General features: G+C 59.4%; 28 protein-coding genes, 1 tRNA gene and 1 pseudogene. 18 read left to right on the forward strand and 12 right to left on the reverse strand.

The annotated features are described in order from the left end of the window. Positions 1–18: 18 nt before the first annotated feature. The 4 genes from nadA to pyrF all read left to right on the forward strand — a co-directional run bounded on the left by nadA (position 19) and on the right by pyrF (position 4,389). Positions 19–1,152, forward strand: coding sequence for a quinolinate synthase NadA (gene nadA / locus H5V44_RS00880; protein ID WP_185191256.1), 1,134 nt, complete (start codon positions 19–21; stop codon positions 1,150–1,152). Then, positions 1,149–2,678: an L-aspartate oxidase gene (locus H5V44_RS00885; RefSeq protein ID WP_185191257.1), complete on the forward strand. Its 1,530-nt coding sequence runs from the start codon at positions 1,149–1,151 to the stop codon at positions 2,676–2,678. Before nadA ends, H5V44_RS00885 begins: the two co-directional genes overlap by 4 nt. Further along, positions 2,665–3,477 carry a carboxylating nicotinate-nucleotide diphosphorylase gene (gene nadC, locus H5V44_RS00890; RefSeq protein WP_185191258.1) on the forward strand — a complete coding sequence of 271 codons (813 nt, stop codon included), beginning with the start codon at positions 2,665–2,667 and terminating at the stop codon, positions 3,475–3,477. The genes H5V44_RS00885 and nadC overlap by 14 nt, the downstream gene beginning before the upstream one ends. 99 nt (positions 3,478–3,576) lie before the next feature. Next, positions 3,577–4,389 carry an orotidine-5'-phosphate decarboxylase gene (gene pyrF, locus H5V44_RS00895; protein WP_185191259.1) on the forward strand — a complete coding sequence of 271 codons (813 nt, stop codon included), beginning with the start codon at positions 3,577–3,579 and terminating at the stop codon, positions 4,387–4,389. Positions 4,390–4,422: 33 nt separating this feature from the next. Here the strand turns inward: pyrF and H5V44_RS00900 are convergent, their stop codons facing one another. Beyond that, positions 4,423–4,617 carry a zinc finger HIT domain-containing protein gene (locus tag H5V44_RS00900; RefSeq protein ID WP_185191260.1) on the reverse strand — a complete coding sequence of 65 codons (195 nt, stop codon included), beginning with the start codon at positions 4,615–4,617 and terminating at the stop codon, positions 4,423–4,425. 105 nt (positions 4,618–4,722) lie between these two features. Here H5V44_RS00900 and H5V44_RS00905 point away from each other — a divergent pair, with 105 nt between their 5' ends. From H5V44_RS00905 to H5V44_RS00925, 5 genes are all read left to right on the forward strand, one after another. Then, positions 4,723–4,971, forward strand: a complete 249-nt coding sequence (locus H5V44_RS00905; protein WP_185191261.1) for a glutaredoxin family protein — start codon at positions 4,723–4,725, stop codon at positions 4,969–4,971. Next, complete coding sequence (locus H5V44_RS00910; protein ID WP_185191262.1) at positions 4,968–5,501, forward strand: cob(I)yrinic acid a,c-diamide adenosyltransferase; 534 nt, start codon at positions 4,968–4,970, stop codon at positions 5,499–5,501. The genes H5V44_RS00905 and H5V44_RS00910 overlap by 4 nt, the downstream gene beginning before the upstream one ends. A 58-nt stretch (positions 5,502–5,559) precedes the next feature. Continuing rightward, positions 5,560–5,634 (forward strand) — tRNA-Val (locus H5V44_RS00915). Between the two features lie 486 nt (positions 5,635–6,120). After that, positions 6,121–7,269, forward strand: coding sequence for a hypothetical protein (locus H5V44_RS00920; RefSeq protein WP_185191263.1), 1,149 nt, complete (start codon positions 6,121–6,123; stop codon positions 7,267–7,269). 94 nt (positions 7,270–7,363) lie between these two features. Then, positions 7,364–7,630: a hypothetical protein gene (locus H5V44_RS00925; RefSeq protein ID WP_221625516.1), complete on the forward strand. Its 267-nt coding sequence runs from the start codon at positions 7,364–7,366 to the stop codon at positions 7,628–7,630. Between the two features lie 267 nt (positions 7,631–7,897). On the opposite strand, the gene H5V44_RS00930 is transcribed toward H5V44_RS00925, so the two are convergent. From H5V44_RS00930 to H5V44_RS00940, 3 genes are all read right to left on the reverse strand, one after another. Continuing rightward, the gene (locus H5V44_RS00930) at positions 7,898–8,272 is read right to left on the reverse strand and encodes a hypothetical protein (protein WP_185191265.1); all 375 of its coding nucleotides are present in this window, start codon (positions 8,270–8,272) and stop codon (positions 7,898–7,900) included. A 328-nt stretch (positions 8,273–8,600) separates the two neighbouring features. After that, positions 8,601–8,945, reverse strand: a complete 345-nt coding sequence (locus H5V44_RS00935) for a DUF5615 family PIN-like protein (RefSeq protein WP_185191266.1) — start codon at positions 8,943–8,945, stop codon at positions 8,601–8,603. Next, positions 8,945–9,253: a DUF433 domain-containing protein gene (locus H5V44_RS00940; RefSeq protein WP_185191267.1), complete on the reverse strand. Its 309-nt coding sequence runs from the start codon at positions 9,251–9,253 to the stop codon at positions 8,945–8,947. Before H5V44_RS00940 ends, H5V44_RS00935 begins: the two co-directional genes overlap by 1 nt. 361 nt (positions 9,254–9,614) lie before the next feature. Here H5V44_RS00940 and H5V44_RS00945 point away from each other — a divergent pair, with 361 nt between their 5' ends. Both H5V44_RS00945 and H5V44_RS00950 read left to right on the forward strand, forming a co-directional pair. Then, a complete protein-coding gene (locus tag H5V44_RS00945; RefSeq protein WP_185191268.1) occupies positions 9,615–9,896 on the forward strand; it encodes a hypothetical protein in 282 nt (93 codons plus the stop codon). Positions 9,897–9,950: 54 nt separating this feature from the next. Further along, positions 9,951–10,235 carry a hypothetical protein gene (locus tag H5V44_RS00950; RefSeq protein ID WP_246403613.1) on the forward strand — a complete coding sequence of 95 codons (285 nt, stop codon included), beginning with the start codon at positions 9,951–9,953 and terminating at the stop codon, positions 10,233–10,235. A gap of 53 nt (positions 10,236–10,288) precedes the next feature. Here the strand turns inward: H5V44_RS00950 and H5V44_RS00955 are convergent, their stop codons facing one another. Continuing rightward, entirely contained in the window at positions 10,289–11,851 is a 1,563-nt protein-coding gene (locus H5V44_RS00955) for a hypothetical protein (protein WP_185191269.1), read from the reverse strand. A 209-nt stretch (positions 11,852–12,060) separates the two neighbouring features. Here H5V44_RS00955 and H5V44_RS00960 point away from each other — a divergent pair, with 209 nt between their 5' ends. Further along, on the forward strand, positions 12,061–13,083 hold the full coding sequence (locus tag H5V44_RS00960) for a metallophosphoesterase (RefSeq protein ID WP_185191270.1): 1,023 nt from the start codon (positions 12,061–12,063) through the stop codon (positions 13,081–13,083). Between the two features lie 46 nt (positions 13,084–13,129). Here the strand turns inward: H5V44_RS00960 and H5V44_RS00965 are convergent, their stop codons facing one another. Then, positions 13,130–13,510: a hypothetical protein gene (locus tag H5V44_RS00965; RefSeq protein WP_185191271.1), complete on the reverse strand. Its 381-nt coding sequence runs from the start codon at positions 13,508–13,510 to the stop codon at positions 13,130–13,132. Between the two features lie 110 nt (positions 13,511–13,620). Between H5V44_RS00965 and H5V44_RS00970 the strand changes: the two genes are divergently transcribed. Next, positions 13,621–14,004 (forward strand): CBS domain-containing protein, encoded by a 384-nt coding sequence (locus tag H5V44_RS00970; RefSeq protein WP_185191272.1) that lies wholly within the window; start codon positions 13,621–13,623, stop codon positions 14,002–14,004. Between the two features lie 510 nt (positions 14,005–14,514). On the opposite strand, the gene H5V44_RS17730 is transcribed toward H5V44_RS00970, so the two are convergent. Next, the gene (locus tag H5V44_RS17730; RefSeq protein WP_281381225.1) at positions 14,515–14,637 is read right to left on the reverse strand and encodes a hypothetical protein; all 123 of its coding nucleotides are present in this window, start codon (positions 14,635–14,637) and stop codon (positions 14,515–14,517) included. 72 nt (positions 14,638–14,709) lie between these two features. Continuing rightward, positions 14,710–16,104 carry a protein adenylyltransferase SelO gene (locus tag H5V44_RS00975; protein WP_185191273.1) on the reverse strand — a complete coding sequence of 465 codons (1,395 nt, stop codon included), beginning with the start codon at positions 16,102–16,104 and terminating at the stop codon, positions 14,710–14,712. Between the two features lie 204 nt (positions 16,105–16,308). On the opposite strand from H5V44_RS00975, the pseudogene H5V44_RS00980 reads away from it, so the two are divergent. The 3 genes and pseudogenes from H5V44_RS00980 to H5V44_RS00990 form a co-directional block, all read left to right on the forward strand. Then, positions 16,309–16,587: pseudogene (locus H5V44_RS00980) on the forward strand (ribbon-helix-helix domain-containing protein); the annotation flags it as partial. Beyond that, complete coding sequence (locus tag H5V44_RS17345; RefSeq protein ID WP_185191274.1) at positions 16,583–16,867, forward strand: type II toxin-antitoxin system RelE family toxin; 285 nt, start codon at positions 16,583–16,585, stop codon at positions 16,865–16,867. The pseudogene H5V44_RS00980 and the gene H5V44_RS17345, both read left to right, overlap by 5 nt. Positions 16,868–17,125: 258 nt before the next feature. Then, positions 17,126–18,379, forward strand: coding sequence for a saccharopine dehydrogenase NADP-binding domain-containing protein (locus H5V44_RS00990; protein ID WP_185191275.1), 1,254 nt, complete (start codon positions 17,126–17,128; stop codon positions 18,377–18,379). Positions 18,380–18,409: 30 nt separating this feature from the next. Here the strand turns inward: H5V44_RS00990 and H5V44_RS18035 are convergent, their stop codons facing one another. Continuing rightward, on the reverse strand, positions 18,410–18,655 hold the full coding sequence (locus tag H5V44_RS18035; protein WP_185191996.1) for an iron-sulfur cluster assembly scaffold protein: 246 nt from the start codon (positions 18,653–18,655) through the stop codon (positions 18,410–18,412). Next, positions 18,656–18,808, reverse strand: a complete 153-nt coding sequence (locus H5V44_RS01000) for a hypothetical protein (RefSeq protein WP_185191276.1) — start codon at positions 18,806–18,808, stop codon at positions 18,656–18,658. A 185-nt stretch (positions 18,809–18,993) separates the two neighbouring features. On the opposite strand from H5V44_RS01000, the gene H5V44_RS01005 reads away from it, so the two are divergent. Next, a complete protein-coding gene (locus H5V44_RS01005) occupies positions 18,994–19,269 on the forward strand; it encodes a hypothetical protein (protein WP_185191277.1) in 276 nt (91 codons plus the stop codon). A gap of 149 nt (positions 19,270–19,418) precedes the next feature. Here H5V44_RS01005 and H5V44_RS01010 read toward each other — a convergent pair whose 3' ends face one another. Together H5V44_RS01010 and H5V44_RS01020 are read right to left on the reverse strand one after the other, a co-directional pair. Next, a complete protein-coding gene (locus H5V44_RS01010; protein ID WP_185191278.1) occupies positions 19,419–22,013 on the reverse strand; it encodes a PAS domain S-box protein in 2,595 nt (864 codons plus the stop codon). A gap of 589 nt (positions 22,014–22,602) precedes the next feature. After that, the gene (locus H5V44_RS01020; protein ID WP_185191279.1) at positions 22,603–23,277 is read right to left on the reverse strand and encodes a helix-turn-helix domain-containing protein; all 675 of its coding nucleotides are present in this window, start codon (positions 23,275–23,277) and stop codon (positions 22,603–22,605) included. Positions 23,278–23,502: 225 nt separating this feature from the next. Between H5V44_RS01020 and H5V44_RS01025 the strand changes: the two genes are divergently transcribed. Beyond that, positions 23,503–24,462 (forward strand): NADPH:quinone reductase, encoded by a 960-nt coding sequence (locus H5V44_RS01025; RefSeq protein WP_185191280.1) that lies wholly within the window; start codon positions 23,503–23,505, stop codon positions 24,460–24,462. The last annotated feature ends 255 nt before the right edge of the window (positions 24,463–24,717 follow it).

Genomic DNA, 24,717 nt, shown 5'->3' on the forward strand with positions numbered 1-24,717 from the left:
GGGTAGATACCTACACCTATGGCAGAGCTAGAAACCGCCGGCTTCGAATCCGACCTGAGTCTGTTCAAGTACGACAACCTCGAACGACTCCCGGAGGAGTACCGGGACCTCACCGAGGCCGACCGCGCCGCCCGGATCGAGTCCGCACGCGAGGCGCTGGGCGACGACGTGATCGTCCTCGGCCACAACTACCAGCGCCGCGAGATCGTCGACCACGCCGACTTCATCGGCGATTCCTACGAACTCTCGAAACGCGCTGCGAACTCCGAGGCCGAGTACGTCGTGTTCGCCGGCGTGACGTTCATGGCTGAAAGCGCCGACATCATCACCGACGACGACCAGACCGTGCTCCTCCCGTCGATGGAGGCGTCGTGTCCGATGGCGGGGATGGCGGAGGCGCTACAGGTCGACGCGGCCTGGCAGCGGATCGACGACGCGACCGGCGACCGCGAGGTGATCCCGGTCACGTATATGAACTCCTACGCCGACCTGAAGGCCTTCTGCGCCGAGCAGGGCGGGCTAGTCTGTACCTCCTCGAATGCGGCCGACGCCTTCGAGTGGGCCCTCGACCGCGGGGACGCGGTCCTGTTTCTGCCAGACAAACACCTCGGCCGCAACACCGCTGCGGAGCTCGGCATCGACCCCGACGCCGTCGCGGAGTGGGACCCTTGGAGCGCGGACGCCCCAGACGCGGCCGACGCCGCGGGCGCGGATGTGGTGCTGTGGGACGGCTACTGCCAGGTCCACGAGCGGTTCGAGGTCGACCACGTCGAGACAGTCAGGGAGGACCACGGTGCCAACGTGATCGTCCACCCCGAGTGCCGCCGGGAGGTCGTCGTCGCGGCCGACGCCGCGGGGTCGACGAGCCAGATCTGCGAGACGATCGCCGACGCGGCGCCCGGCGAGACCTGGGCGGTCGGCACCGAGATCCACCTCGTGAACCACCTACAGCGGTGGCACCCCGAGGTGAACGTGCTCCCGCTGTGCGGCGACGCGTGTATGGACTGCAACGCGATGCGACAGATCGACCCGAACTACCTGACGTGGCTGCTGGAATCGCTCGCCGAGGGGACGGTTCACAACGAGGTGGCCGTCGCCCCGGAGGAGAAGGAACTGGCGGCGACCGCCCTCGACCGGATGCTCGAACTATGACCCGGGAGACCGATGTCTTAGTGATCGGCTCGGGCATCGCCGGCTGCGCCGCGGCGCTCGCGGCCGCCCGCGAGGGCGCGGACGTGCTCGTCGCCACGAAGGCGACCGAGCCCGAGGACGCCGCCACCGACTGGGCCCAGGGCGGCGTCGCGGTCACCGGCAGCGACCCCGAGGCGTTCCGGGCGGACATCCGCGCCGCCAGCGACGGCACCGCCGACCCCGACGCGGTCGACGTGCTGGTGTCGAACGCCCGCGAGGCCGTGGCGGACGTGCTCGTCGACACCCTCGACGTCCCGTTCGACGGCGCGCCCCCGGGTGCCGACGTCGACGCCTACGACCGCGGGCGGGAGGCCGCCCACTCGGAATCCCGGATCCTCCACGTGAACGCCGCCACCGGCTCACACGTGCTCCGGCCGTTCCTCGCCCACCTCAGCGAGCGTCCGGGCGTCACGTTCCTGGAGGACGCGATGGCGCTGGACCTGCTCACACACGAGGGGCGGGTCCACGGCGCGTCGGTGCTGCGGGACGGCGCCGTCGAGCCGACCTTCGCGGGCGCGACCGTCCTCGCGACCGGCGGGATCGGAGCGTGTTACCGAACCACGACCAACCCCGACGGCGCGACCGGCGACGGGGTCGCGATGGCGGCGTTCGCGGGCGCCCGGATCGCGGACATGCAGTACGTGCAGTTCCACCCGACCGCCTACCCCGGCCCCGACCCGTTCCTGGTCAGCGAGGCGGTCCGCGGCGAGGGGGCGGTCCTCCGGAACGCCGCAGGCGAGCGATTTATGCCCGCGGTCCACGACGACGCCGAACTCGCCCCGCGGGACGTCGTCGCCCGCGCCGTCGCCGACGAGCGGGCAGGCGGCGGCGAGGTCCGACTCGACGTCTCGCCGCTCGATCCCGGCTTCGAGACGGCGTTTCCCGACCTCGCGGACCTGTGTGCCGACCGGGGGATCGACCCCGCCGACGGCATCCCCGTCGCGCCCGCCGAACACTACCTCTGCGGCGGGGTCGCGGTCGACGACCGCGGCCACACCACGCTCGATCGGCTCTACGCGGCCGGCGAGTGCGCCCGCACGGGCGTCCACGGCGCGAACCGGCTGGCCTCCACCAGCCTGCTCGAAGGGCTGGTCTGGGGGCTCCGGGCGGGCGAGTCGGCGGCGGCCGCGGGGGCGGTCGAGCCGATCGAGACCCCGGACCCGCTCGACCGCGACCCCGGACTGCCGGACGCCTTCGCGGACGCGAAATACGAACGGCTCCGGGAGACGATGGAGTCGGCGGTCGGCCTCACGCGGACCCGTTCGGAACTGGAGCGGGCGCGGTCGACCCTCAGGCGGTTGAAAGGCGAGGTCGACGCGTACACCCGAACCCGCGTGTCGCGGTCGCTGTACGAACTGCGGAACGCCGCGGTGTGTGGCCTTCTCGTCGCCCGCGCGGCGAGCGAGGCCCCCTCGGCGGGGTGTCACCACGTCGTCGACGCCGACGACCGCGACGCCGGCCACGGGGCCCAGTATGCTGACGACTGAGACGGTCGAGCGGTGGCTCCGGGAGGACGTCGGCCACCGCGACGTGACGAACCACGTGCCGGGACGGACTTCCGGCCGGCTCGTCGCGACCGAATCGGGGGTCGTCGCCGGCCTCGACGCCGCGGCCGCGGTGTTCGACTACCTCGACTGTGACCCGACGTCGACCGCCGCCAGCGGCGACGAGGTCGAGGCCGGGGAGACGGTCTTCGACGTATCGGGGCGTGCCCGGGACGTGCTCCGCGGCGAGCGCACCGCCGCCAACCTCGTCGGCCACGCCGCGGGCGTTGCGACGCGGACCCAACGGGCGGTGCGCGCCGCCCGGACGGCCTCGGAGTCGGTCCGGGTGGCCGCGACGCGGAAGACCACCCCGGGGCTCCGCGGCGTCGAGAAGCGGGCGGTCGCGGCGGGCGGGGGCGACACCCACCGGCTCACCCTCTCGGGGCTGGTGATGGTGAAGGACAACCACATCGCGGAGATGGGGCTCGAAGCGGCCGTCGAGTTCTTTCGCGACCGGAAGTCCTTCGCGACCAACCTGGAGGTTGAAGTCGAATCCCCGGCGGCGGCGGTCCGTGCGGCCGAGGCGGGGGCCGACGTGGTGCTCCTCGATAACCTCCCGCCGACCGAGGTCCGGGAGGCGGTCGACAAGGTACCGGACGGCGTCGCAACCGAGGCCAGCGGCGGGATCACGCTCGACTCGCTCCCGGCGTACGCCGAGACCGGCGTCGACGTGGTCTCGATGGGGTCGTTGACGCACAGCGCGCCGAGCCTCGACGTGTCGTTCCGGACCGACGGCCGCTGACAGTCGACTGCCGATCGGCGCGGACTGCTCCCGCCTGCCCCGACCCCTCACGCGCCGACGAATGGAAACCTACTCGGCGCCCGGCGCGGAGACACGGATATGACCGCGGCCTTCTTCGAGCGACTCGGCGAGCGGATCGAGCGGATCGACAGCGTCGTCTCGGTCGGCCTCGACGCCGACCCCGACCGGATTCCGGAGCATCTCCGCGAGAGGGACCTCCCGCAGTGGGCGTTCAACCGCCGGATCATCGACGCGACCCACGAGTACGCCGCCTGCTACAAGCCGAACGCGGCGTTCTACGAGAGCAGCGAGGGGTGGCGGTCGCTGCGGGAGACGGTCGCGTACGCCCACGGCAAGGACGTTCCGGTGCTGCTCGACGCAAAGCGCGCGGACATCGGGAACACGACCCGACAGTACGCCAACCTCCTCGACGAGGTCGACGCGATCACGGTCAACCCCTACCTGGGGCGGGACTCGCTGCAACCGTTCCTGACGCGCGCAGACAAGGGCGTGTTCGTGCTCTGCCGGACCTCGAACCCCGGCGGCGCCGACCTCCAGGACCTGGAACTCGCCTCGGGGGAGCCGGTCTACGAGCGGGTCGCCGCTTTGGCGGACCTCTGGAACGAACACGGCAACGTCGGGCTCGTGGTCGGCGCGACCGCGCCCGAGGAACTGGCCGACCTCCGCAAGCAGGTCCCCGACATTCCGTTCCTGGTCCCGGGCGTCGGCGCACAGGGCGGCGACGCCGAGGCGGCCGTCGAACACGGGCTGGCGGACGGCGTCGGCCTCGTGAACTCCTCGCGGGGGATCATCTTCGCGGGCGAAGACCGGGGGGAGTCGTTCGCGGGCGCGGCGGGCGCGGCGGCCAAGCGGCTCCGAACCCGGCTGAACCAGTACCGGTCGGACGGATAGGACGGACCGCGGCGCCGAAGCGTTCCCCGCCGGCTACCGGAACCCCGGCACGTCGCGGTCGCCGTCGGTCTCGGCGAACACGTCCTCGGTCCCGTTCGGGTCGCCGCAGTGGACACAGACGCCGCGGTCCTGCTCGAAGTGTACCGGACACACTGCCGCCCCGCACTGGTGGCAGGCGTACTCGGCTTCCCGGGTCTCGCATACCTGACAGAGCCCCGTGACACTCATACACACGTTTCGGACCGAACGCACTTCAGTCGCGGGGTCGATCCGCCTCCGGTCGGCCCGTCGCCCCGAGCAAACCTCTTTGACGCGGCGATGCCATATGGGCGTATGAGCATCGAACTGTACGCGCTCGACGGCTGTCCGTACTGCGAGGCAGTCCACGACGCCCTGGCGGATCACGGGATCGACTACGAGACTTCCTGGGTCGAGGCGCTCCACTCCGAGCGCGACGCGGTAAAGCGGGTGAGCGGCCAGCGCGCGGTGCCCGTCCTGATCGACGACGAGCGGGGAGTCACGATGTCCGAGAGCGAGAACATCCTGACGTACATCGAGCAGACGCTCGCGACAGACCGATGAAGATCTACACCGGCCGCGGCGACGAGGGAATGACCGACCTCCGGGATATGTCGCGGGTCTCGAAGACCAGCGCCCGGATCGAGGCGTACGGCACCGTCGACGAGGCGAACGCGCTGATCGGGACCGCGCGCCCGACGGGCTACGACGACGTCGACGGGACGCTCGCATCGATCCAGAACCAGCTCCACATCGTCCAGGCCGACTTCGCGAACCCCGATCCCGACGAGGACGACCCCGAAGTGACGGCGGCTCACGTCGAGAGCTTGGAGGACGCGATCGACGAGGCGGAGGCCGAACTCGACCCCCTGGAGTCGTTCATCCTCCCGGGCGGCAGCGACGCCGGCGCGACCCTGCACCACGCCCGCGCGGTGGCCCGGCGTGCGGAGCGCCGCGCGGTCGCGTTGGCGGCCGACGAGCCGGTGAACGAGGAGGCGATCCGGTATCTCAACCGGCTCTCCGACGGGCTGTTCGTCCTCGCGCGGCTGGTGAACGCCCGCGACGAGGTTCCCGAGGAGTCGCCGACGTACTGACGCGGGCGAGCCCCCGAAGAAGAACGCTTAAGTCCGGCACGGAGGAATTTCAGCCTGCGGGTCGGTGGTCTAGTCCGGTTATGACGGCTCCTTCACACGGAGCAGGCCGGCGGTTCGAATCCGCCCCGACCCATACGCGGTACGTATGGACTGTATTTCCGCTGTTTCTCCACTCGATAGGGACTCTACCGGCAAATTTCTGATTTTCGCTAGGTGACCAGAAGTCCCGAATTCTCGTGAAGGCATACGGTTAGTTCACGCGGGTCGTCCCCGTCTTGGCATCCGTGTTAATGATCGGTGGTTGAATATAAATAATTAGTGCCGGTATACAATCACGAGCATACGTATACCGTATGGATCAATATTTCCTGTACTGATCCTGTCCGTAGTTACTCGAATAATTTGAGGAAGTCACAATGTAGAGCGACAATCGATCTCGCAGGACGGATCATCGTCGCTCGGACTGACTGAATTGGGTATTTGCCACCCTTACGGTAGGATTGTCGGCCATCTCGCCTTCATCCGACACGTATATGTCGAAGTTGACAGCACCGCTTCGACACGAAAATGTCAACCAATCCGCCCTTAATCATTTAAATAACTGAGTGAGAACTAGTTTGTGAGCAAACCAAGACACTCCAAAGAAGACGCGCTCGATCGAGTACTCTACCTCGACCTCTATACAGCCGCTCTTCAGATCGACGACGATTATCGGCGTCGTGTTGCAATTATACTGGTTCTCTGTTGTGGCCGTCTGAAGATGCGCGTGGGTGAGGTACTGCACCTTCACGAAGGTTGGATTGATTGGGAACGTGGGGTCATCGACATTCCAACCTTCGAGCCGTGTGGGTGTGGGTACTGCTGGAGCCGTTCTAAGAGGAATTTTGATCCAGACGGTGAGGAAAACGACGCCGTTGAAACGTTTGTTGATTACCACTACCACAATCGTTTCTCACCGAAAAGCGAGAATGGTGGTCGCGCTGTTCCGTTCAGTTGGAGTCTTAGGATCACAGCCGCATTGGAAGATTTCTTCGAGCATCACGATGTGATTGATGAGAACTACAAATGGGTTGAGCGGACAATGAAAGAGCATATTCTCCCGAACGCCCGGTTTTTGGAGCGTGGTGACGTGATGTTTCACGGGCTGCGTGCGACTGGTCTGACCTTCTGGGCTGATCTGAATCTTGATTCGAAGGCTATGCGTGATGTTGGTGGGTGGTTGCGTGAGGCTGATGTACACCCGTATCGTGCGCAGTCACGGACCGAATTGGTAGACAAAATGCGTGATGCGGTCGGGAAAGAGCCTGTTTCTGTCGAGACTATTGATTTCGTGTCTCTTGATCCGCGGCCACTAGCTGGTGAGTCGTTCGATCCCCGTGAAACGAATCCGAAGCAACGAGAGGACCCCTTTGACCCTGGGCCGGTAATCAATCCGCGGACTCCAGATCCACCTGCCGAAGTGGATTACGATCCGTCTCGGTTCGCTTCTTTAGCGGCGGAGCGTGACCCACCAACGCCATCGGAACGTCGGGCATTCGTCAGGCGGGTCGAAGCACTACGGACTGGTGACGCTGATGATATTGACGATCCGTTCTTACAATCACTTGAGGACGAAGACGATGATCCAGTAGCGGGCCAGGCCCGGATTGACGAGTTCTCTGAAACCGGTGAATATGCATCTGCTGCCCCTGTTCATATGATGAAAGCTGCGTACCTCACCTGCCTTGTCTACACCGCTTGGGCACTCTCGTTTACGCCGATCACGTAGTTCCCGATACCTTGTTCCAGGACGGATGGCTTGATCACTCAGCAACTCTTTCCCTGGACAGAAAGTTGTGACTACACGACAGATGACACCACGCGTGAAACTCAACGAATGGGACACCCTCAGCGCTGAACTGCGCCGGTTTGGTGACACAGGTGACGTAACGGTTGCTGATGATCGGATTCACATCGATTTCGGCTCCGCATATATCGAGGTGACGAAGGACGGGACGCTCAGGACTGGAATGCCGCTCCACGATTTTGCACACGCCAATACCGCTGTAATCGTCCTGGATCACGACACTGGCACGCTCACGGTCGAAGCTGACACTGTGACCTACACATTCAGACGACCAGGCGGATAACCAGCCGTCAACACTGTCTGAAGTCCACATCGGGTACGTCGCTGCCCCGATCCAAAGCATCAGGGACCGGGCACACCCCCTCGCACGCGATCTGAACATCAGCGTCAAAGCACCCGATGCTACGCTGATGTTAGTCTAGATTTTGGCCACCGGTTGAGTCGCCTGGCTCATCACCATCGAAAACAATGCCGTTACCTGCGATCGCTACAACATCCCGTGACGAGAACGGACACTCAGTTTCGCTGAACCTCAGATCAGGAGAGCCGATCAGGTATACTCCTGAATCGAGTGATTCGGCGTCTGTGAGGGCCGTCCGAACACTAACAGCGAGTACGACTCAACGTCGATATCGTCAGCGACTGCTGTAAGCACGTCGTCCGGGACTACATCCAGCGATACCGTCGTCATCGTCATCGAGCCGAGGTGAACGGCTGTCGCAAACCCGTCGGGGTGTGCGGCGACAATCTCCTCGTTAGGTGTCTCTGCGTACCTGCGGTACGCGGCCGCGCCTTCAGCGATCACGTCATCGGGAACGGCGTCGTGAGTCCGGATCCGCGTGGCGACGCCGTAGGGGATGCTGTCGTGTACTGTGTACAGATGCGGCGGCGGCGTGAGGTCCGACTCCGTATCCGTCTGAGACATCATACTACGCAATATGATTCTTTTGGGTAATAAAATTGTCTGTTAATATTCTCAACGAGCATACTTCACGGTGGGGATGTTTTTGCCAGTGCGCCGACTGGACGGCACCTATGGCGATCGCGGATGTCGGAGAAATCGAGGCACCACCTCTCGAAACCGTCTCGGTCGATGTACAGCTCGGTCGCGTAATCGAGTCGATGCTCTCACGGCAATTCTCCCAAATGGGGTTGACACGCGCGGCGAGTTCGTCGGTGTCGTCTCGTTCCAGTCTATCGCTCGCCCGCTGCTCGTAACGGATGAGTCACGTACCGCTCGCTTGCCTCGTAATTCACAACCAGTCGGTAGTAAGATACGTCACTGTCTCCATTGTCTCGCGGTTGGGGAACGCTTCGATAACTCGCTGGATGATATGGTAGAGTTCGTGCGAGGAAAGCGACTGGTCGGGGACGTAGAATACGCCGCTGTGTGAGTCTGCCGGCATCTGGACAAAGTCGTCGTCGCTGGTGACGAGGAGGCGCCCCTCTCGAACGGCGTACAGGCGAATTTTTGTGTCGTCGACACCTTCTCCCAGTTCGTCCACGTCAACGACACGCTCTACGTCGTGGCCCGCTTTCTCAAGTTTGTCAGCCAACGGCGCCGCGATGTTCTCGTCAAGAAGAAACGACACCTGCATCACGACGATTCCGGCAGGTCACCGGGGCCGGTAATGATGCTCGGATCGTCGTCTGCAGCTTCGTAAAGCTCTCGACGGCGTTCTTCGACCGCCCGCATCTCTTCGGGATGGTCGTGATAGTACGCCAATGCGTGGTAGACGTCCGAAACAGTGAGGTCAAAGCGGTCCGCCACCGTCTGCGCGTCGAGGTCGCGCTCCTCGACCAGCGCGTGGATGTGACTCACGGTGATTCGTCGGTCTCGAATGTGGGGCTCGTCGTGAATGTCCGACTCGTCACCTGAGACGACGGTGTTCAGCTGCTTCGACATAGTGACGAATACCAGTGCGGTGGTCTTCAGTCTTTGCCGGTAGGGGCACACGGTTTCGAGGAGACGATTTACCGCTCGCGTCGCTCGCAGAATGATACACGATCTCGACAGGCCTCGGAGATAGAAGGTACAAATGAAGCCAGCAGTGCGCAGGCACAATCCCACGCCTGATTCCGCTGTGAGGTCGTGAAAGAAACACCGTGACACCTCTTCTATGACACACCGGAGACAGACCGATACCCAACGTCACGTAAGATGACCGCCGAGACACCCACACACCCCGGCGCAAACGACGCCGCTTCAGCATCAACTGGCTGGAGACCCTCGGACCTATGTCCACGGCCCACACCAAGACCACCTAATGACTGACCGGCACTTCGACTCGGAAGCCGAACTCCGTGCCTTCGTCGCCGAGGTCGCCGCCGAGTACCGCGCCGACACCGATGAATACGGCGAGTATGAAGCCGCCACAGCACTCTATGAGGATCACGATCTCTGCCCGTGGAGCGTCACGACCCATCTTGAATCGACTGTGCCATTCGATGAACTCTCCGGTCCGGACCCGCGGGAGATACTCATCCACGAAGCCTGTCTATGTATTGAATCGGTTCTCACCGACATCTACACCGACACCGCTGATTGAGTTTCCTCTACCCACAACCCATCTTCATATTGAGTGGGTAACAATACCGACGAAATGGCAGCCACACTCACCGAACCAGCCGTGCTCGCTGCCGCGAAAGACACGCTGTACCCCGACCTCGATACGGACACCGGCACGTACGTCGTCACGGAAACGCAGTTCACCACGCCGACGTGGGGCGGGTGGGAGATCCCGGCTGAGGTCCGCCGCCGGCTAGCACCGTACAACACGATTCGGCTCACTGACGGCGAAACGGACCTGCTCGGCGTCGGAATGCCCGCCGCAGAAGTGTTGAATGCCGACGCAGCCGCTACTCCGTTATATTTCACCGAGCAATGAAATAACACAAACGACAGATGACATAATCCACGCTGATTGGTCGGTTTCTGTCGTTAGTCTACGTAGTCGGAGAATGCTGCTTCAGCGGTGGTCTTTGTTCCGCCGTAATCAGTGACCTTCACGCGGATGGCATCGTACTTCGAGAGGTCCTGTGGGGCATCGGTAACAAACACTTTCAAACTGTTTTTCGTCCCCATTACCGTTGGTGGACGGGAGCTGTAATCCACTTCTTTGAGTATCAGCGTGATTTCCTCACCTAATTCGACCACGTCTGATGGATCACGTTGTCGTGCTTGACGGTGGGCACGTTCTGCCTCTGGATCTTCATACTTCCGTGTCTCGGTACTCTCAGAGGATTCTTGATTCGAAGGCGGAACAGTACTTTCACCAGCCGTCTCAGCACGCAGCACCGTTGTATCCGCCGTGGTATCTCCAGAGTCAGCAGTTGTTTCCTTCGTTCCGGACTCTTCCACTTCAGGTGTTTGTACAGTAGCCGTGTCTACACTGACGTCATCACCCGTAGGTGATGAGGTTCGGTCCGAGTCCGTGGATCCATCTCCTGTGGTACGGGACGACCGTGCGTCACCCGAGGGGGCTGATTGGTCGAGATCGGAGTAGTCTGCGAGAATCGCCTCAACGTCAAGCAGTGATTCGCCACCGGCCGAATCGAGGTCAGCCTGTGGTGCCACTGGCAACTCGTTGAGCAACTGGAGTGCTGTAGACAATTCCTCTGCCGTCGGGGCGATCGGTAAAGCCACTCCTGACTCGGGCGCAACCGGTCGTGTGATACCGCCCTTGTCGTGGTGGGTCTCGTCCGGCAGCAGGTCAGCGGTCTGGATCACTTCAAACTCCGTTACGTGCTCGCCGTTGCCGTACTGCTCCCTGTAGTCGGGCATCCCGAAGTCGTTCCGTTCCCTCTGTTGGGTGCCGTAGGAACGAACCTTCGGACGCAAATACTCGCCAGTGAACACCACCGACTCCACAGCTGTTCGCCATCCTGGATGCGCTGTTTCAGGCATCCGTTCTAATAGCGCGTACAACCCATCGTAGAGGTCCGCAAGCTCATTCGCCGGTATCTCACTGCTCGACTGTTCAGAACCTTCAGACGCCGACAGGTCGTCAGCATCTCCTGACGACGCAGAGACCTCAAGAATCTGGTTAGGATCAAGCAACTGTGCGCCACCGTCACCCGGTGTGTCGGCTGCGGGCGTTACCGGGAACTCGTTCAGCAGTGAAATCGCGCCTGGTAGCGTGTCCGCATCGACAACCAACGGCAGTGCCGTACCTGACTCCGGTGTAACCGGCACCCGAAAAGACTCATCCACGTACTGCCGATCGGACTTCGCCGGCCGGGTCATTTCGATCGCCGGGAACTCTTTGACCCGGTCGCCATCACCGTACTGTGCCCGGTACTCCGACAGTTTGAATCCGTTCCGTTCAGCCTGCTGCTCACCGTAACACGTCACTCCGGCGGTCAATCCTTCACCACCGAAAAGTACAGCCTTGATCGCGGTCTGCCACGCTGGGTGTGTGTCACTTGGTAGTTGGTTCAGCACCGCGGATAACGCTTCATACCGATCCGCTAGTTCGTTCGGCGGTAATTCCGACGAAGTCATCTAAGTTCCCGTACCACACGCCTCAGCAGTCGCGGGGATACGTCTTGCCCTCGACCTGGAGGTTTCCCTGGATCATCGCGTCTTTCCGGTGGTTCTGAGAAGCTTGGATCGGGTTCAAACAGACAACCACAGGTTGGCGTAGAGTTGAGATGGCGAGGAGCCACCGACACATCCTTGTCGGGCTCCATTCTCGGGTACAAACACAGTGATTGTTCTTGCTCACGGTTGCTGAGCTGTCCGCTGGACAGCCGCTACCTGATTCGATCAGTCTCGAAGTCACCGATATCGAGTGGCATCCTGGGCAGTCCCGCCGTGCAGAAGTGATACTCACCGACTCCACAGGTGAGAAGATCCGGTTCATCGATTACGACGGTGCGAACCTTACAGTGGACTGGACTCTCGGGCACCGGTACAGGATCTCACGGTGCGGCGTCCAGAAAGGCCGCGGAGAAATCAAAGTCCATCTTGCGTCCAGCACGAAAACCCGAGTCACGCCACTCGGCAACACGCAGACCACGCAACTACTCGTGCTGGGAGACACGCACGTGGGGAGAGACAAACACCCTGGTTCGGGCTTTGAAGAAACGATCAACCCGCGTGAAGCGTTTAAAACCGCCGTTCACTACGGAGTCCAGGAAGACGTTGAGGCGGTCGTCCACGCCGGTGATATTTTCCACGGATCGGCTGACAACAATGACGCGGAGTACATCGACACGCACATTTTCGCCCCACTAGCAGCCGCAGACATTCCGTTCTACTACGTTTCGGGAAACCACAGTTCAGAACCGGGCGATGATCTTCTCACCCGGCGCACCGGGCCGCTCGTCACCACCCTCACCACCACCGGCACACCACTCAACTCACACGTCCGTCTCTTCGGCATCAATCACCACGCCAATGGCGATCTCCCGTGGAAAACACTCACCTTCCCAGAAACTGTTGATGAATCGGTCTCCATCCTGCTGCTCCACCAAACTCTCAAACAGTTAACCGCCGACAACTCACAGGCTGTAGACCTCGCACGTATTGCCCACCGATTTCCCGACCAGTTTGACTATGTTTTTTCAGGGCACCATCACGACGCAGCCAAAGATACCTGGGAAGAGATTCCAGTACAGTACACCGGCGCAGCAGAACAGATGAGCACAAACAACGATCCTATTGATAGAGTCGCCTGGCTCATCACCATCGAAAACACTGCCGTTACCTCCGATCGCTACAACATCCCGTGACGGGAGCGGGCTCCCAGTTCCTCTGAACGCAACTCAGGAGAGCCAGTCAGATATACTCTTGAATCGAGTGATCGGGCGTCCGTGAGGGCCGTCCGAACACTAACAGCGAGTACGACTCAAGGTCGATTTCGTCAGCGACTGCGGTGAGCACGTCTTGGGGGGCCGCATCCAGCGAGACCGTGGCCATCGTCATCGACCCGAGATGAACCGCTGTCGCAAACCCGTCTGGATGTACGGCCACGATCTCCTCGTCAGAGGTCTCCAAGTACCGGTGGTACGCAGCCGCGCCTTCGGCAATCGCGTTGCCAGGAACCGCGTCGTGATTCCGGATCCGTGCGGCGACACCGTACGGAATGCTATCGTGTACCGTGTACAGATGCGGCAGCGCCGTGAGGTCCGACTCCGTATCCGTATCCGTCTGAGACATCACAATACACTGTATAATTCTATTCGGTAATAAATTTACCTCTAGATATTCTCAAGAAGCATACTATTCGGTGGCAGCGTTTTTGCCAGTGCTCCGAGTGGACGACACCTATGGCGATCGCGGAAGTCGGTGAAATCGAGGCACCACCGCTCGAAACCGTCCCGGTTGATGCTCAGGTTGGCGAGGTCATTGAGTCGATGCTCTCACGGAAATTCTCCCAGATGGGGTTGACACGCGACGGCGAGTTCGTCGGTGTCGTCTCCTTCCAATCCATCGCCTGCGCGCTACTCGTAACCGACACTGTGTTGAGCGATCCTGGCGGTGCGAGCACACGGGTCGCCGAATTCGCTGTTGAAAACCCGAAGATCGTCTGGAAGGACAATGATATGGAAGATTTATTCGACCTACTTGGCGACCGATCTTACGTCCTCGTCCACGATGACACTGTCAACACAACGTCTGAATCAATCAGCAATACACCGGTGCTCTCTTGAAGGAACACATCGGCACAGAACCAGATCACTCACGCGGCCGGACGACAGCAACTGTGTGGGACGTATACTGACTTTCGTGTTCCTTCGCTCGACCGTAGGCGTCGTGCTTGTGTAGTTCCTCGCTGAGGTCACAGTTATCGCATTTCACTCGATACCTCATACAAGAAGATGATATTAATGATTAATAACTGTGTGGGTGAGTATCACACGGTACGTACGGACGTGAATGTCCACGGCTAAAACTACGCGAAAACCCCCGTAATAACGAGTACTCTGAGTGAGTATCGTCGAGCGCTACCCCACGTGACGGCGCTCGGCAGTAAGAGACCGGAGTGATCGTTACGAGAAGACCGGATTAAACGTGTACTGCTGAAGGGTTAGAAAATGGCTTCCCGACTCAGCCCGATAGTATGTATAGCGTCTCTTTGAGCATTGAGCGACTTTTTGCCGATCCCGACTCTATACGAGTACAAGATGACGCAGGAAACACTCTATCCCGTGTCGATAGGCTTACTTGATCTTGGATTCGCTGGAGTCCTCCTTCTGGTTGCTCCAGTGCTGGGAGTAATAATGGGTGTGATCGGTCTCCTTGTCGTAGGGATGTGTCTTGTTCAGCAGTTGGGGCCCTCTCACACAAGATCTACACCCCGAGTAGCGGGTGATGTATAGCGGAAGGATATCCAGAACTCCGGTTATAATATCCGCTCACGTATTACAGTACGTTGTATACTCTGCATCGAACTCCCGTGGCGGTGGTTGCTGGAATTTCGAACCCATATCCTTCGATGTGTAGGGATTTTCCAACACGGTCAACAACTCCGTGAACTTGGATAACTCCCCAGTGTCGAGATACTCATCTAGTGCCTCTTCAACCAGATAGTTGCGGGGGATATATTGTGGATTGGCTTCCTGCATCAACTCCTGATCTAGGCCGACAGCAGCCAATCGATTCCGAAGCTGTTCGAATTCTGCTGTTGCAAACACTGAGTCATCACACGTTCCAGGCGTCTCTAATTCGAGGAACGTATTGGTGTAGTCAGCGTTCGACGTGCGAAGCCACTCCACAAACTCATCAACGAGTTCTTCCTCGCCATCTGCGGCGATCCCCAGTTTCTTGCGCATCATCGCGTAGTACTGCGCATCGAATCGCTCCGCAAACTCGTCCAGTTTGTCTTCAAGTTCAGCAGACGTGAGCGGTGACTGTGTACACAGCGGTTGGAGTGCCTCTGCAAACCGTTCAAGATTCCACCGCAAGATCGGCCGCTGGTTCCCGAATGCATACCGCCCGTGCTTATCGATTGAACTGAACACTGTCTCCTCATCATAGTAATTTATGAACGCACACGGGCCGTAATCGAATGTTTCTCCATCGATACTCATATTGTCCGTATTCATCACGCCGTGAATGAATCCGACACGCAACCAGTCAACAACCATCTCAATCGACGACTGCATAACTGCATCGAAGAACTCTAGATACGTACGATCCGCTGCGTTCAGCTGCGGGTAGTGCCTGTCGATAACGTAGTCAGTGAAGCGCTGTAGTTCATCGGGTGCTTGGCTGGCAACATACTGGAACGTTCCGTATCGAATGTGGCTGTTCATCACTCGGACAAGGATGGCACCGGGTTCTGTCCGGCGCCGTTCGACTGCTTCGTCGGTCTCGACGACGGCCAGACTCCGCGATGTTTTGATGTTGAGATGCTGCATCGCGTATGAGTACAGATACTCTCTCAGCATTGAACTGATCGTAGCCCTACCATCGCCTCGTCCGGAATACGGCGTTTGACCAGCCCCTTTCAACTGAATGTCGTACCTCTCCCCATCATATATATGCTCGCCAAGTATCATCGCTCGCCCATCGCCCAAAATGGTAAAACTTCCATACTGGTGGCCTGCGTATGCTTGCGCAATCGGGTCTTCCAAGCGATCCTGACCTGCTAACATCTCTGCATCGAGTTCCGCTGTCTCCAATCCAAGATCAGCACACACCTCGTCATTACAAAGCAAAACTTCGGGATGAGCGATACGTTCCGGCGTTACCCTCGAATATAGACTTGAGTCTAACTCTTTGTACGTGGTGTCAAATGAAAAGACCATTCAGTTTCGTATCCTGTTATCCTGCTTGATTCAATAAGCTTGTCTTTGAGGGTGTCATAGAAGACTTCGCACACCACACAGGATTCATTCAACACAGGGGACTCACCGATCGATCAATACAGGGAGTCTATGTATCGAGTAATCACATCAGCCGATTGTATTCCGGCGAAACGACTATTGGTAAGACCAATGTATTACATCTATATGTCCGGAGCGACCACAGATGACGACGACACGGACGACATCGCCACTGTGAACTTCAAAGTCACCGAGTCGTTCCTCGCCAAGATCGACGAGACGTGGCAGGGACGCGGATTCAACAGCCGAAGCGAATTCATCCGGTATACGCTCCGAGATGCGGTCGAATTCCCGACGTTCGACCGCGACGAACTCGTTGCGCTACTCGAAGCCGAGGAAGACATTCGAGAGGGACGGACAACCAGCGCCGAGGAAGCCCGCGAGCGGTTCGGGACGAGCGATGAGTTACGACGGGTGGACGTGGGAACTCTCCTCAACAGCCGAAGAGGACCTCAATGGACTGTCACCCGCTGAGCAAGACCGGATACTCGACAAGCTTGATGAAATCGTCTCTTCACCGTGGCGTGACCCACCGGACTACGGCGAGCCACTCCAGAACAGTCCCTACAAGAAAATCCGTATCGGTGAGTTTCGGCTGTCCGTGAGCTTCCGGAAGACCGACCAGCGGCTTGTCGTCGCACGTGTCAAGCGCCGTGGCGGCGCGTACACCGCTGACGACGACTAAGTAACGAACCACCCTCGGGACGACAAACTGCGGGTAACGGCTTGGCGGATGTTCTTATAATAGGAAAGTACGCACGTTCACCTGACGGGTGTTTCAACGCTGGCGGGGTGGAACAACCAACGACCAACTGCTGTATAGAACCTCTCCATCTGGCACGGCAGTCCCTGGTAGAACCCGGAGAAGATGGTTCCACGGTCTCCGGCCAGAGCCTTGCCCGAACAGTTGAGGGTCTTCACGTCCTATTGGTAGTAGAAACTCGTGTCATCTACACCAACCAACTACGATATCGTGGTCTGGGGAGCCACAGGATTCGCTGGCCAACTCGTCGCCAAACACCTCACCAGTCACTACCCCGCTGCTGAACTGTCTGTTGCTCTTGGTGGTCGAAATGAATCCCAGCTCCGCCGGCTCGCAGAAGAGCTTACAGATGAGTCTGATCGAGAGCAGATCGCCGTTGTCGTCGGTGATGCCACCGACCCGGCGAGCCTCGGTAAGATAGCCGGCCAAACGAAGGTCATCTGTACGACAGTCGGGCCCTACACAACGTACGGGACCCCACTCGTCGAAGCCTGTATTGAGGCTGAAACCGACTACTGTGATCTCACCGGGGAGATTAACTGGGTTCGAGAGATGATCGACCGCTATCACGACGATGCTGTGGCTGCTGACGTGAAAATCGTCCACAGCTGTGGGTTCGATTCGATCCCATCCGACCTCGGGGTTAACCTGCTGCAATCGTACGCTACCGAGGAGTTTGGAGATGCTTGTGAGTTCGTTCGTATCTATCTCGAAGAGGGAGAGGGTGGGGTGAGTGGCGGCACTTTAGCTAGTGCGGCCGAATTATTCGAAGCCGCTGCGACTGATCCGATTGCCCGGGAAACAGTATCGAATCCGTACTCGTTGGCTCCACCGGGCGAACGCTGCGGTGTCGATACAGGCGAACAGCGACGACCACAGCGGGATTCCATCCGCTCGATATGGACGGCTCCCTCGCCGATGGCAGCCGTCAACGAACGGGTCATCCGACGGAGTAACGCCCTCTTGGAGTATCCGTGGGGCCGAGAGTTTCGGTGTACAGAGGTCATTCCAACCGGGTCTGGGATCGGCGGTGCCGCAGCAGCTGGCGGGATCGCACTCGGCTTGGGTGTCGGAACCGCTGCGATGAAGAGTCGGGTGCTTCGGCGTGGATTGCGTCGGTTCGTGTTCCCTGAGCCGGGCACAGGGCCCTCGGAAGCGAAGCGCAAATCAGGTCACTTCTTGGTTCGTGTCATCGGCCGCGGGACAACGACCGACGGGCCATTCACTGTCGCGAGTGAGATCGGAGCCGAGCTGGATCCTGGCTATGGTGCAACCGCCCGGATGCTTGGAGAGGCTGGGATGTGCTTGCTGCGAGGTGAGACGGAGTCACCGCTAGACGGTGGCATTCTGACGCCCGCTTCGGGGATTGGTGATCCGCTCGGTGATCGACTTCGGGATGTTGGCTTCACTGTGACCGCTGGTGGGTGGCAGTGAGCAACACGCTATGGCGATGGCTCTCGGGAGCTACTCGTGGTCTTCAGCTGCTTGCCGAAACGCTGTGAGGACTAATTCTGCACACTGGAGCCTGCTGGGTGTCAACTCCATTCCAACACGTTCTTCGATGTATTCGGTATCCCACTCGATGATCTCAGAAACAGCGGTACCGACCATCTGTTCGGATAACAACGAAGCACTAGCTTGAGACAATGTACATCCATCCCCTGTGAAGCGAACGGCCTCAACGATGGTTCCGTCGTCGCTAAGAGCGATTTACAGCGAGACACGGTCGCCATCGGGATGAGTGGGGCCGACACACTGCGGGTTCGTCATTTCGGCTTCGATATCAGGTGATTGGAGGGCACCGTAATTCCGTGGATTCCGTGAGTGATCCCCGAGCATCTCTTGAACGAGCGTGTCGTCCATATCTCTCTGTAAGATCTACAGGATCAAGATTGCTCGGGGAATCGGTATCGGGTACGTGCCCAACGAGATCTATTCAGTCGCCGCGCTCGACGTATCATAAGTACAAGCGGGCGTACGCGTACGAATTCCCGCTCGATGAGTTTCGGCGCAGCGGGTCCGGTGGCCAGCACCCGCAGGCGGCGGCGATGACTGACCCGTCCAGTGAGGGTGCCGGAGAGTCGGTCGGGGCTGCGGACGCCGACGCTGGGCGTGATGCCGATGCTGATGCTGCTGAGCAGCCAGGGGCTGACGGTGACGGGACCGGTGGTGTGACTCAGGCTGGCCGTGTAGACGATGTGGCGGGGGCTGACTATGACGGGGACGCGGGTGGTGAGGGTTCGGGCAGGTTCGGTGATGTCAATCCGGAGTTGATCCGGATGGTGAATGAAGGGATTATCGAGCAGCTCAGCGGCGACGGCTAACGGCTGGCGCGCCGCGGGTGGGTGGCGGTCTGGGTTTTTTTATATGATTGGGAAGGGTGTCTGATACTCATCCTGTAGTTAGAGTACAGGGTCTCGTAGAACCGTTGTAATCCCTGCGCTGGGTCCGTGAACTGGTCAATGTAGAGGATCTACGGAGCGACGAATTCGACATCCGTAATCTCGAACCGTGCCCCGCCGTCTGACCCGTTTGTGACACGGATCTGCCAATCGTGAGCGGTAACAACTTGTTCGACAATGCTCAGCCCGAACCCGGTTCCGTCTGCCGACCGCGAGTAGCCGGCCTCGAAGATGGCTTCACGTTCGTCGACCGGAATCCCCGGACCGTCATCCTCTATATAGAACCCGTCGTCTAGTTCGCCAATCGTTATAGTCACATCCGCTCCGCCGTGTTCGACTGCGTTCCGGAATAGATTCTCGAACACCTGCTTGAGACGACTTCTGTCGGCCAGGACGCTTCGATCGATACGAGTGGTCAATACCGCTTGCTTGGTCTCGACGTTCTCCCAGCACCCGTTGATCATCGTGGAGAGATCGACCGGCTGAGCGTCGGTCACCTCTTGTCCTTCCCGGGCTAGCGTCAGGAGATCATCGATCAGCGTCCCCATCCGGTTGAGTGCCCGTTCGACATCGTCGAGATGGTCGCTGTCACACTCGTCGGCAACCAGTTCGAGCCGTCCGGTGGCGACGTTCAGTGGGTTCCGGAGATCGTGTGAGACGACACTCGTGAACTCTTCGAGCCGCTCGTTCGCACGCTTAACCGACTCACGTTCGCTGATGTCGATGTACATTGCCATCGTGCCGATGACCTCGCCGTCGGCTGTGCGGCGTGGAACCGCACGCAGAAGTGTCTCAACGACCTCGCCATCGGCAGTCACCAGCTCCCGTTTTTCTCTGTCGAACGTCCCTTCCACCGAGCGTTTGTACCCGCCCTCTTCGAGCAATGTCTCCGCCGAGTCGGACGTATAGAAGTCCGCGAGCTCGCGGTTGAGTATCGCGTCCGCATCATATCCAAGTGTCTCGACGAACTGACTGTTACAGTCCTCGATGATCGGCTCGCCGTCTTCTGCTCGTGTGAGAATTGTCATCACCGGGGCTTTCTCAAACAGCGTTCGGTACTGTGTCTCAAATTTCGTTGCTAGCTGCTCCAGTTCCTCAGTTTTTTCTTCGAGCTGGCGCTCGCGTTTCCTCTGTTCGGTGATGTCGCGGGCGATCCCGATGATCCCTGTCGGCTCCCCGTCGTCGTCCGTCATCCGAACCCCTCGAAACTCGTGTGGGACTTGTCGCCCGTCAGCAGTCGTGATCTCGGCTTCGGTGACGTGTGACCCCGTCTCGAAGATCTCGTTGATCGAGTGTTCAATCGCTTCGCGGTGCTCGCCCTCGAAGAACTCTAAGGCGTTCATCGATCCGATCTCCGCATCACTGTAGCCGGTGAGCTCCGGCAGCTTGCTGTTCCATCGCTGGAAGTCGCCGTCGGTATCGACGAAATAGAAGATATCATCCAGGGTATCGAGACTCTGCTCGATGAACGCCTGCTCTTCGTGAAGTTTCTGTTCGTGTTCTTTTTCTTCGGTCACGTCTTGTTGGAAGCCGACGTAATTGGTGAGTTCGCCGTCGTCACCGTATACTGGTGCAATCGAGACCCGATTCCAGAACTCGGTGCCGTCTTGCCGATAGTTTCGAAGTTCGACAGTCACGGGTTCTTCGCTGGCGATCGCCTCTCGCATCTGAGCGACTGCCTCAGGGTTCGTGTGTTCTCCCTGGAGAAACCGGCAGTTGGAACCGAGGACTTCTTCTTCAGGGTACCCTGTCATTTCCGTGAAACGGTCGTTGACGTAGATGAGGGGATTGTCGTCCTGTGAGGGATCACTGATCGTGATGCCGACGGGAGCCGCATCCATCGCCCGGTCTTTCCGTTCGAATTCGGCTTGTTGTGCCCGACGGTCGGTGATGTCACGAGCGACGCCTACGACTCCTTCGATGGTGCCATCCGCCCGCAATGGCGTTAACCGATACTCCAGCACCGCGTATCCGTGGTCGGGGAAGGTGTTGTCGAGCTCACCTTGGATTTCGTTTCGTTTACCCGACAGGAGCTCCTGAAATGGATCGCCATCCGCTTGCTCACGGATCCGGGGGATGAGAGTGCTTTGTTCACCCGCAAGTTCCGCTGGGGTACTGTTGTACCACTCAGCAAGATACTCGTTGACAAGCTCGAATCGGCCCTCGGAATCGTAGATACAGGCGGCTTCGTGTATCGAGTTGACCATCCGTTTGTACCGCTGTAGTTCTCGATTCCGTTTGGTGAGGGCCTGTTGCGAGCGGAATTGCTCGACAGCGTTTTTCACCCGGTTTCCCAAAACAACGTACTGATCAGTCCCACTCTTTTTTTGTAGGTAATCGGTAACCCCCGCGGAAATCGCGTTACTGGCGATTTCCTCGGACCCCTTCCCCGTGTAGAGAATAAACGGGAGATCAGGATGCTCGGTGCGGACGGCCGCAAGAAACTCGATACCGTTCTGACCGGGCATATCGTAGTCGGAGATGATACAATCAAACTCGGTATCGGCAAGTCGATCCAGTCCATCGCTGGGACTGGTTGCGGTCTCGACAGTAAATTGATCATACTCCTCTTCAAGAAATGTCGCGGCCAAGTCTACAAAATCCGGGTCATCATCCACGTGAAGGACGCGAATTGTACCGGAGGTCCTACCTACTGTCCCACCCATAGTCTGGTTCTTACCCTCACGGAAGTTAAATCTGTTAGATATGACGACTGTCGTGTTAAGTTAGGAGTGAAGTGGTCATTGGATCGAATTGTCTATAGCCGAATTCGACCGCCTCAGTGGTGGTAGCACGTGGATTGACTTGAGTTTGTGAAGCGAGAGTAGACATCTCGGCAAGCGATTGAAGTGGGTACTTGTCTCCACATCGCCGGCTTATAGAATTTTCGAGGCGAAACCCACGGCTTCACAGTGATTCGGATCAATGATGAGCGCCACTGGCTGAACGCTGTTGTCGATCCCAACACGAACACTTTCCTTCACGTCAGGTTGTTTCAGACGACAAATACGTCGGTTACCGTGCTGGTTTTACATAACTCGCTATGGAAATCGGAACAGTGTCGGCCGTATCCGTCGTGAGGTGAAACGTCGAAATCCGTATTTTCGAATTCGTTCAGTAATGTGGGGCTACCGGCGACAGAATCGTGGCTCGAAGCATTCGGCATCTGGTGGAATCGATGCTACACTTCATACAAAGGTTGTGATTGTCTCGTGCGGGGCGATCGCATCGGGGCTATCGGAATCGTAACTGCTCTCAGATTGACGAGTGGAACGTGTTCATCCCCGCACGGACGAGTTTCGCTTCACCCTTCTGAAGGTGTGCGCTGGCTGTGTTTGGGGCGCACCCGAGTCGTTCAGCAACATCTTCGTGGGTAGCCTGCCGGGGTTGGTCGTAGTAGCCTAGCTCAAGCGCGACAGCGATCGCCTCTGACTGCCGCTCGCTCAGTCGGGATGCGGGGTTCACCTGAGCGCTCGGGAACTGACCGATCGCATCGATACCGATGTCCAGTGTCTCCGGAGCCCGGTCCAGAACCGCTTGAAGCGCCGACGGGTCACCGACGACGTGACCGTGGATCTGACCCTTCCGGTAGACGAGCGGCCTGTGAACGACCATTCCAGTGCGGGCGAGAGCATCTTCAATCACACCGAACATCGGGACGACATCATCTCGCACGTCTATGAGCGAATACGATATCGGCTCTTCAGTTGCGGAGAGCGTCACGGACTCTACTCCGCGCGTCTTGGTCGCAGCGTCCTGAAACCCGCGGGCATCGCCTTTGATAGCATAGAGGTGTGTGCTCGTCGTTACGTCCGCCCGGTTCCAGTCGAGAGCACGCGCTTCTGCTACTTCAGGTGAGTCTAGCAGATACGCGACGAACGATGGCGATCTATCGAGATCCGGTTGTGCCGTGACTCGAATGTGTTTCATATTCGACATCCGCGATTCAGACAACTTAAAACCCCTGAGTATACTCCACAGAACCGCTACCCGGACGGGACCCCTCTCTGGAAATGCAATGTTGCCCGATGGTCCCACAAGCAGTCCACGCATCGGTTCGACGGCTACCAGCCATAGTCCCGGCGGTTTGGTGTCACTGCTCCCCTGCGTCAGGAGTGGTACTACCGCCTGCCACCCCGGAGAGGTGACCAGCGTATGAGGGCCGTCCGCTACCACGAATACGGGAAGCCTGACGTTCTCGGCGTCGATGAAATTGACCGTCCCGATCCCGATGCCGACGAGGTCCTCGTCGAGATGCGGGGTGCGAGCGTCAACCGCGTCGACGTGCTGTTTCGGGCCGGCGAGTACGGTCAGCTTCCGCTTCCAACCATTCCCGGGGGAGATGGTGCCGGCGTCGTCACGGCTGTCGGAGCGGGCGTTGACCGCTTCGAGGAAGGCGACCGTGTCTTCGCTTCGGGGATGGATCGCGCTGAGGGTGGCACGTTCGCCGAGTACGCGGCAATCCCCGAGACGAAACTGGCCCATCTTCCGGATGGCGTCTCGTTCGAAGTCGGCGCTGCGCTCGGAAACGTCGGCGCGACCGCGTGGACCGCGCTTGAAGACCTTGCCGGCATCCAGGCCGGTGACCGGGTACTCGTCCACGGGGGCAGCGGTGGCGTCGGTCACGCAGCTATCCAGATCGCTGCGAGCAGCGGTGCAGACGTAGTCACGACGGCCGGGTCCGAGGATGTCCGCGACCGGCTTCGTGATCTCGGTGCGACTACGGTACTGGATTACGATAGCGAGTCGCTCGCAGAGGAGATCCTGGCAGCCACCGACGGAGTGGGTGTCGAGACAATCCTTGACCACCGGTTGGAAGAGTATCTTGATCTTGATCTTCAGGTCCTTGCCGAGGGCGGTCAGATCATCCCGATTATGGGCCACGTCCCGGAGACAAACGGCGTCCCACTATACACCAAAGAGGCGACTGTGAAAGCCCTCAGAATGGACAACCGCCCCGTTCGAGCGCCGGTTCTACGGCGACTCACCCGTCTTATGACGCGAGGCGACCTGACTGCTGTCGTCGCGGATACTTATGATTTCACCGACGCGGCCGGCGCCCACCGTGACGTACTCGCCGGTGGGTATGTCGGCAAATTAGTCGTGACACCCTGAACCACCTCGGAAGAGTCCCGACACTTGGTTCTCTCCACGGAGAGACCACAGGCGTCGAACCGGCTGCTTGAATTTCACGACCGGAAGCGTCTGTCGAGTCGACAGCTTCGGCCACTCCAAGGTATTCGCCGAAACTCGTTGCCAAACGCCAGACTCGTCAAGTCCAGTCACGATTCTGTAGATATGTCGTCAGCCACCAGCGCGTAATACTTCACGCCGTAGGAACGACGGTTTTGATTACACTTGGCCAATACA

Source organism: Halobellus ruber, from assembly GCF_014212355.1.
GTDB classification, from domain to species: Archaea; Halobacteriota; Halobacteria; order Halobacteriales; family Haloferacaceae; genus Haloquadratum; species Haloquadratum rubrum.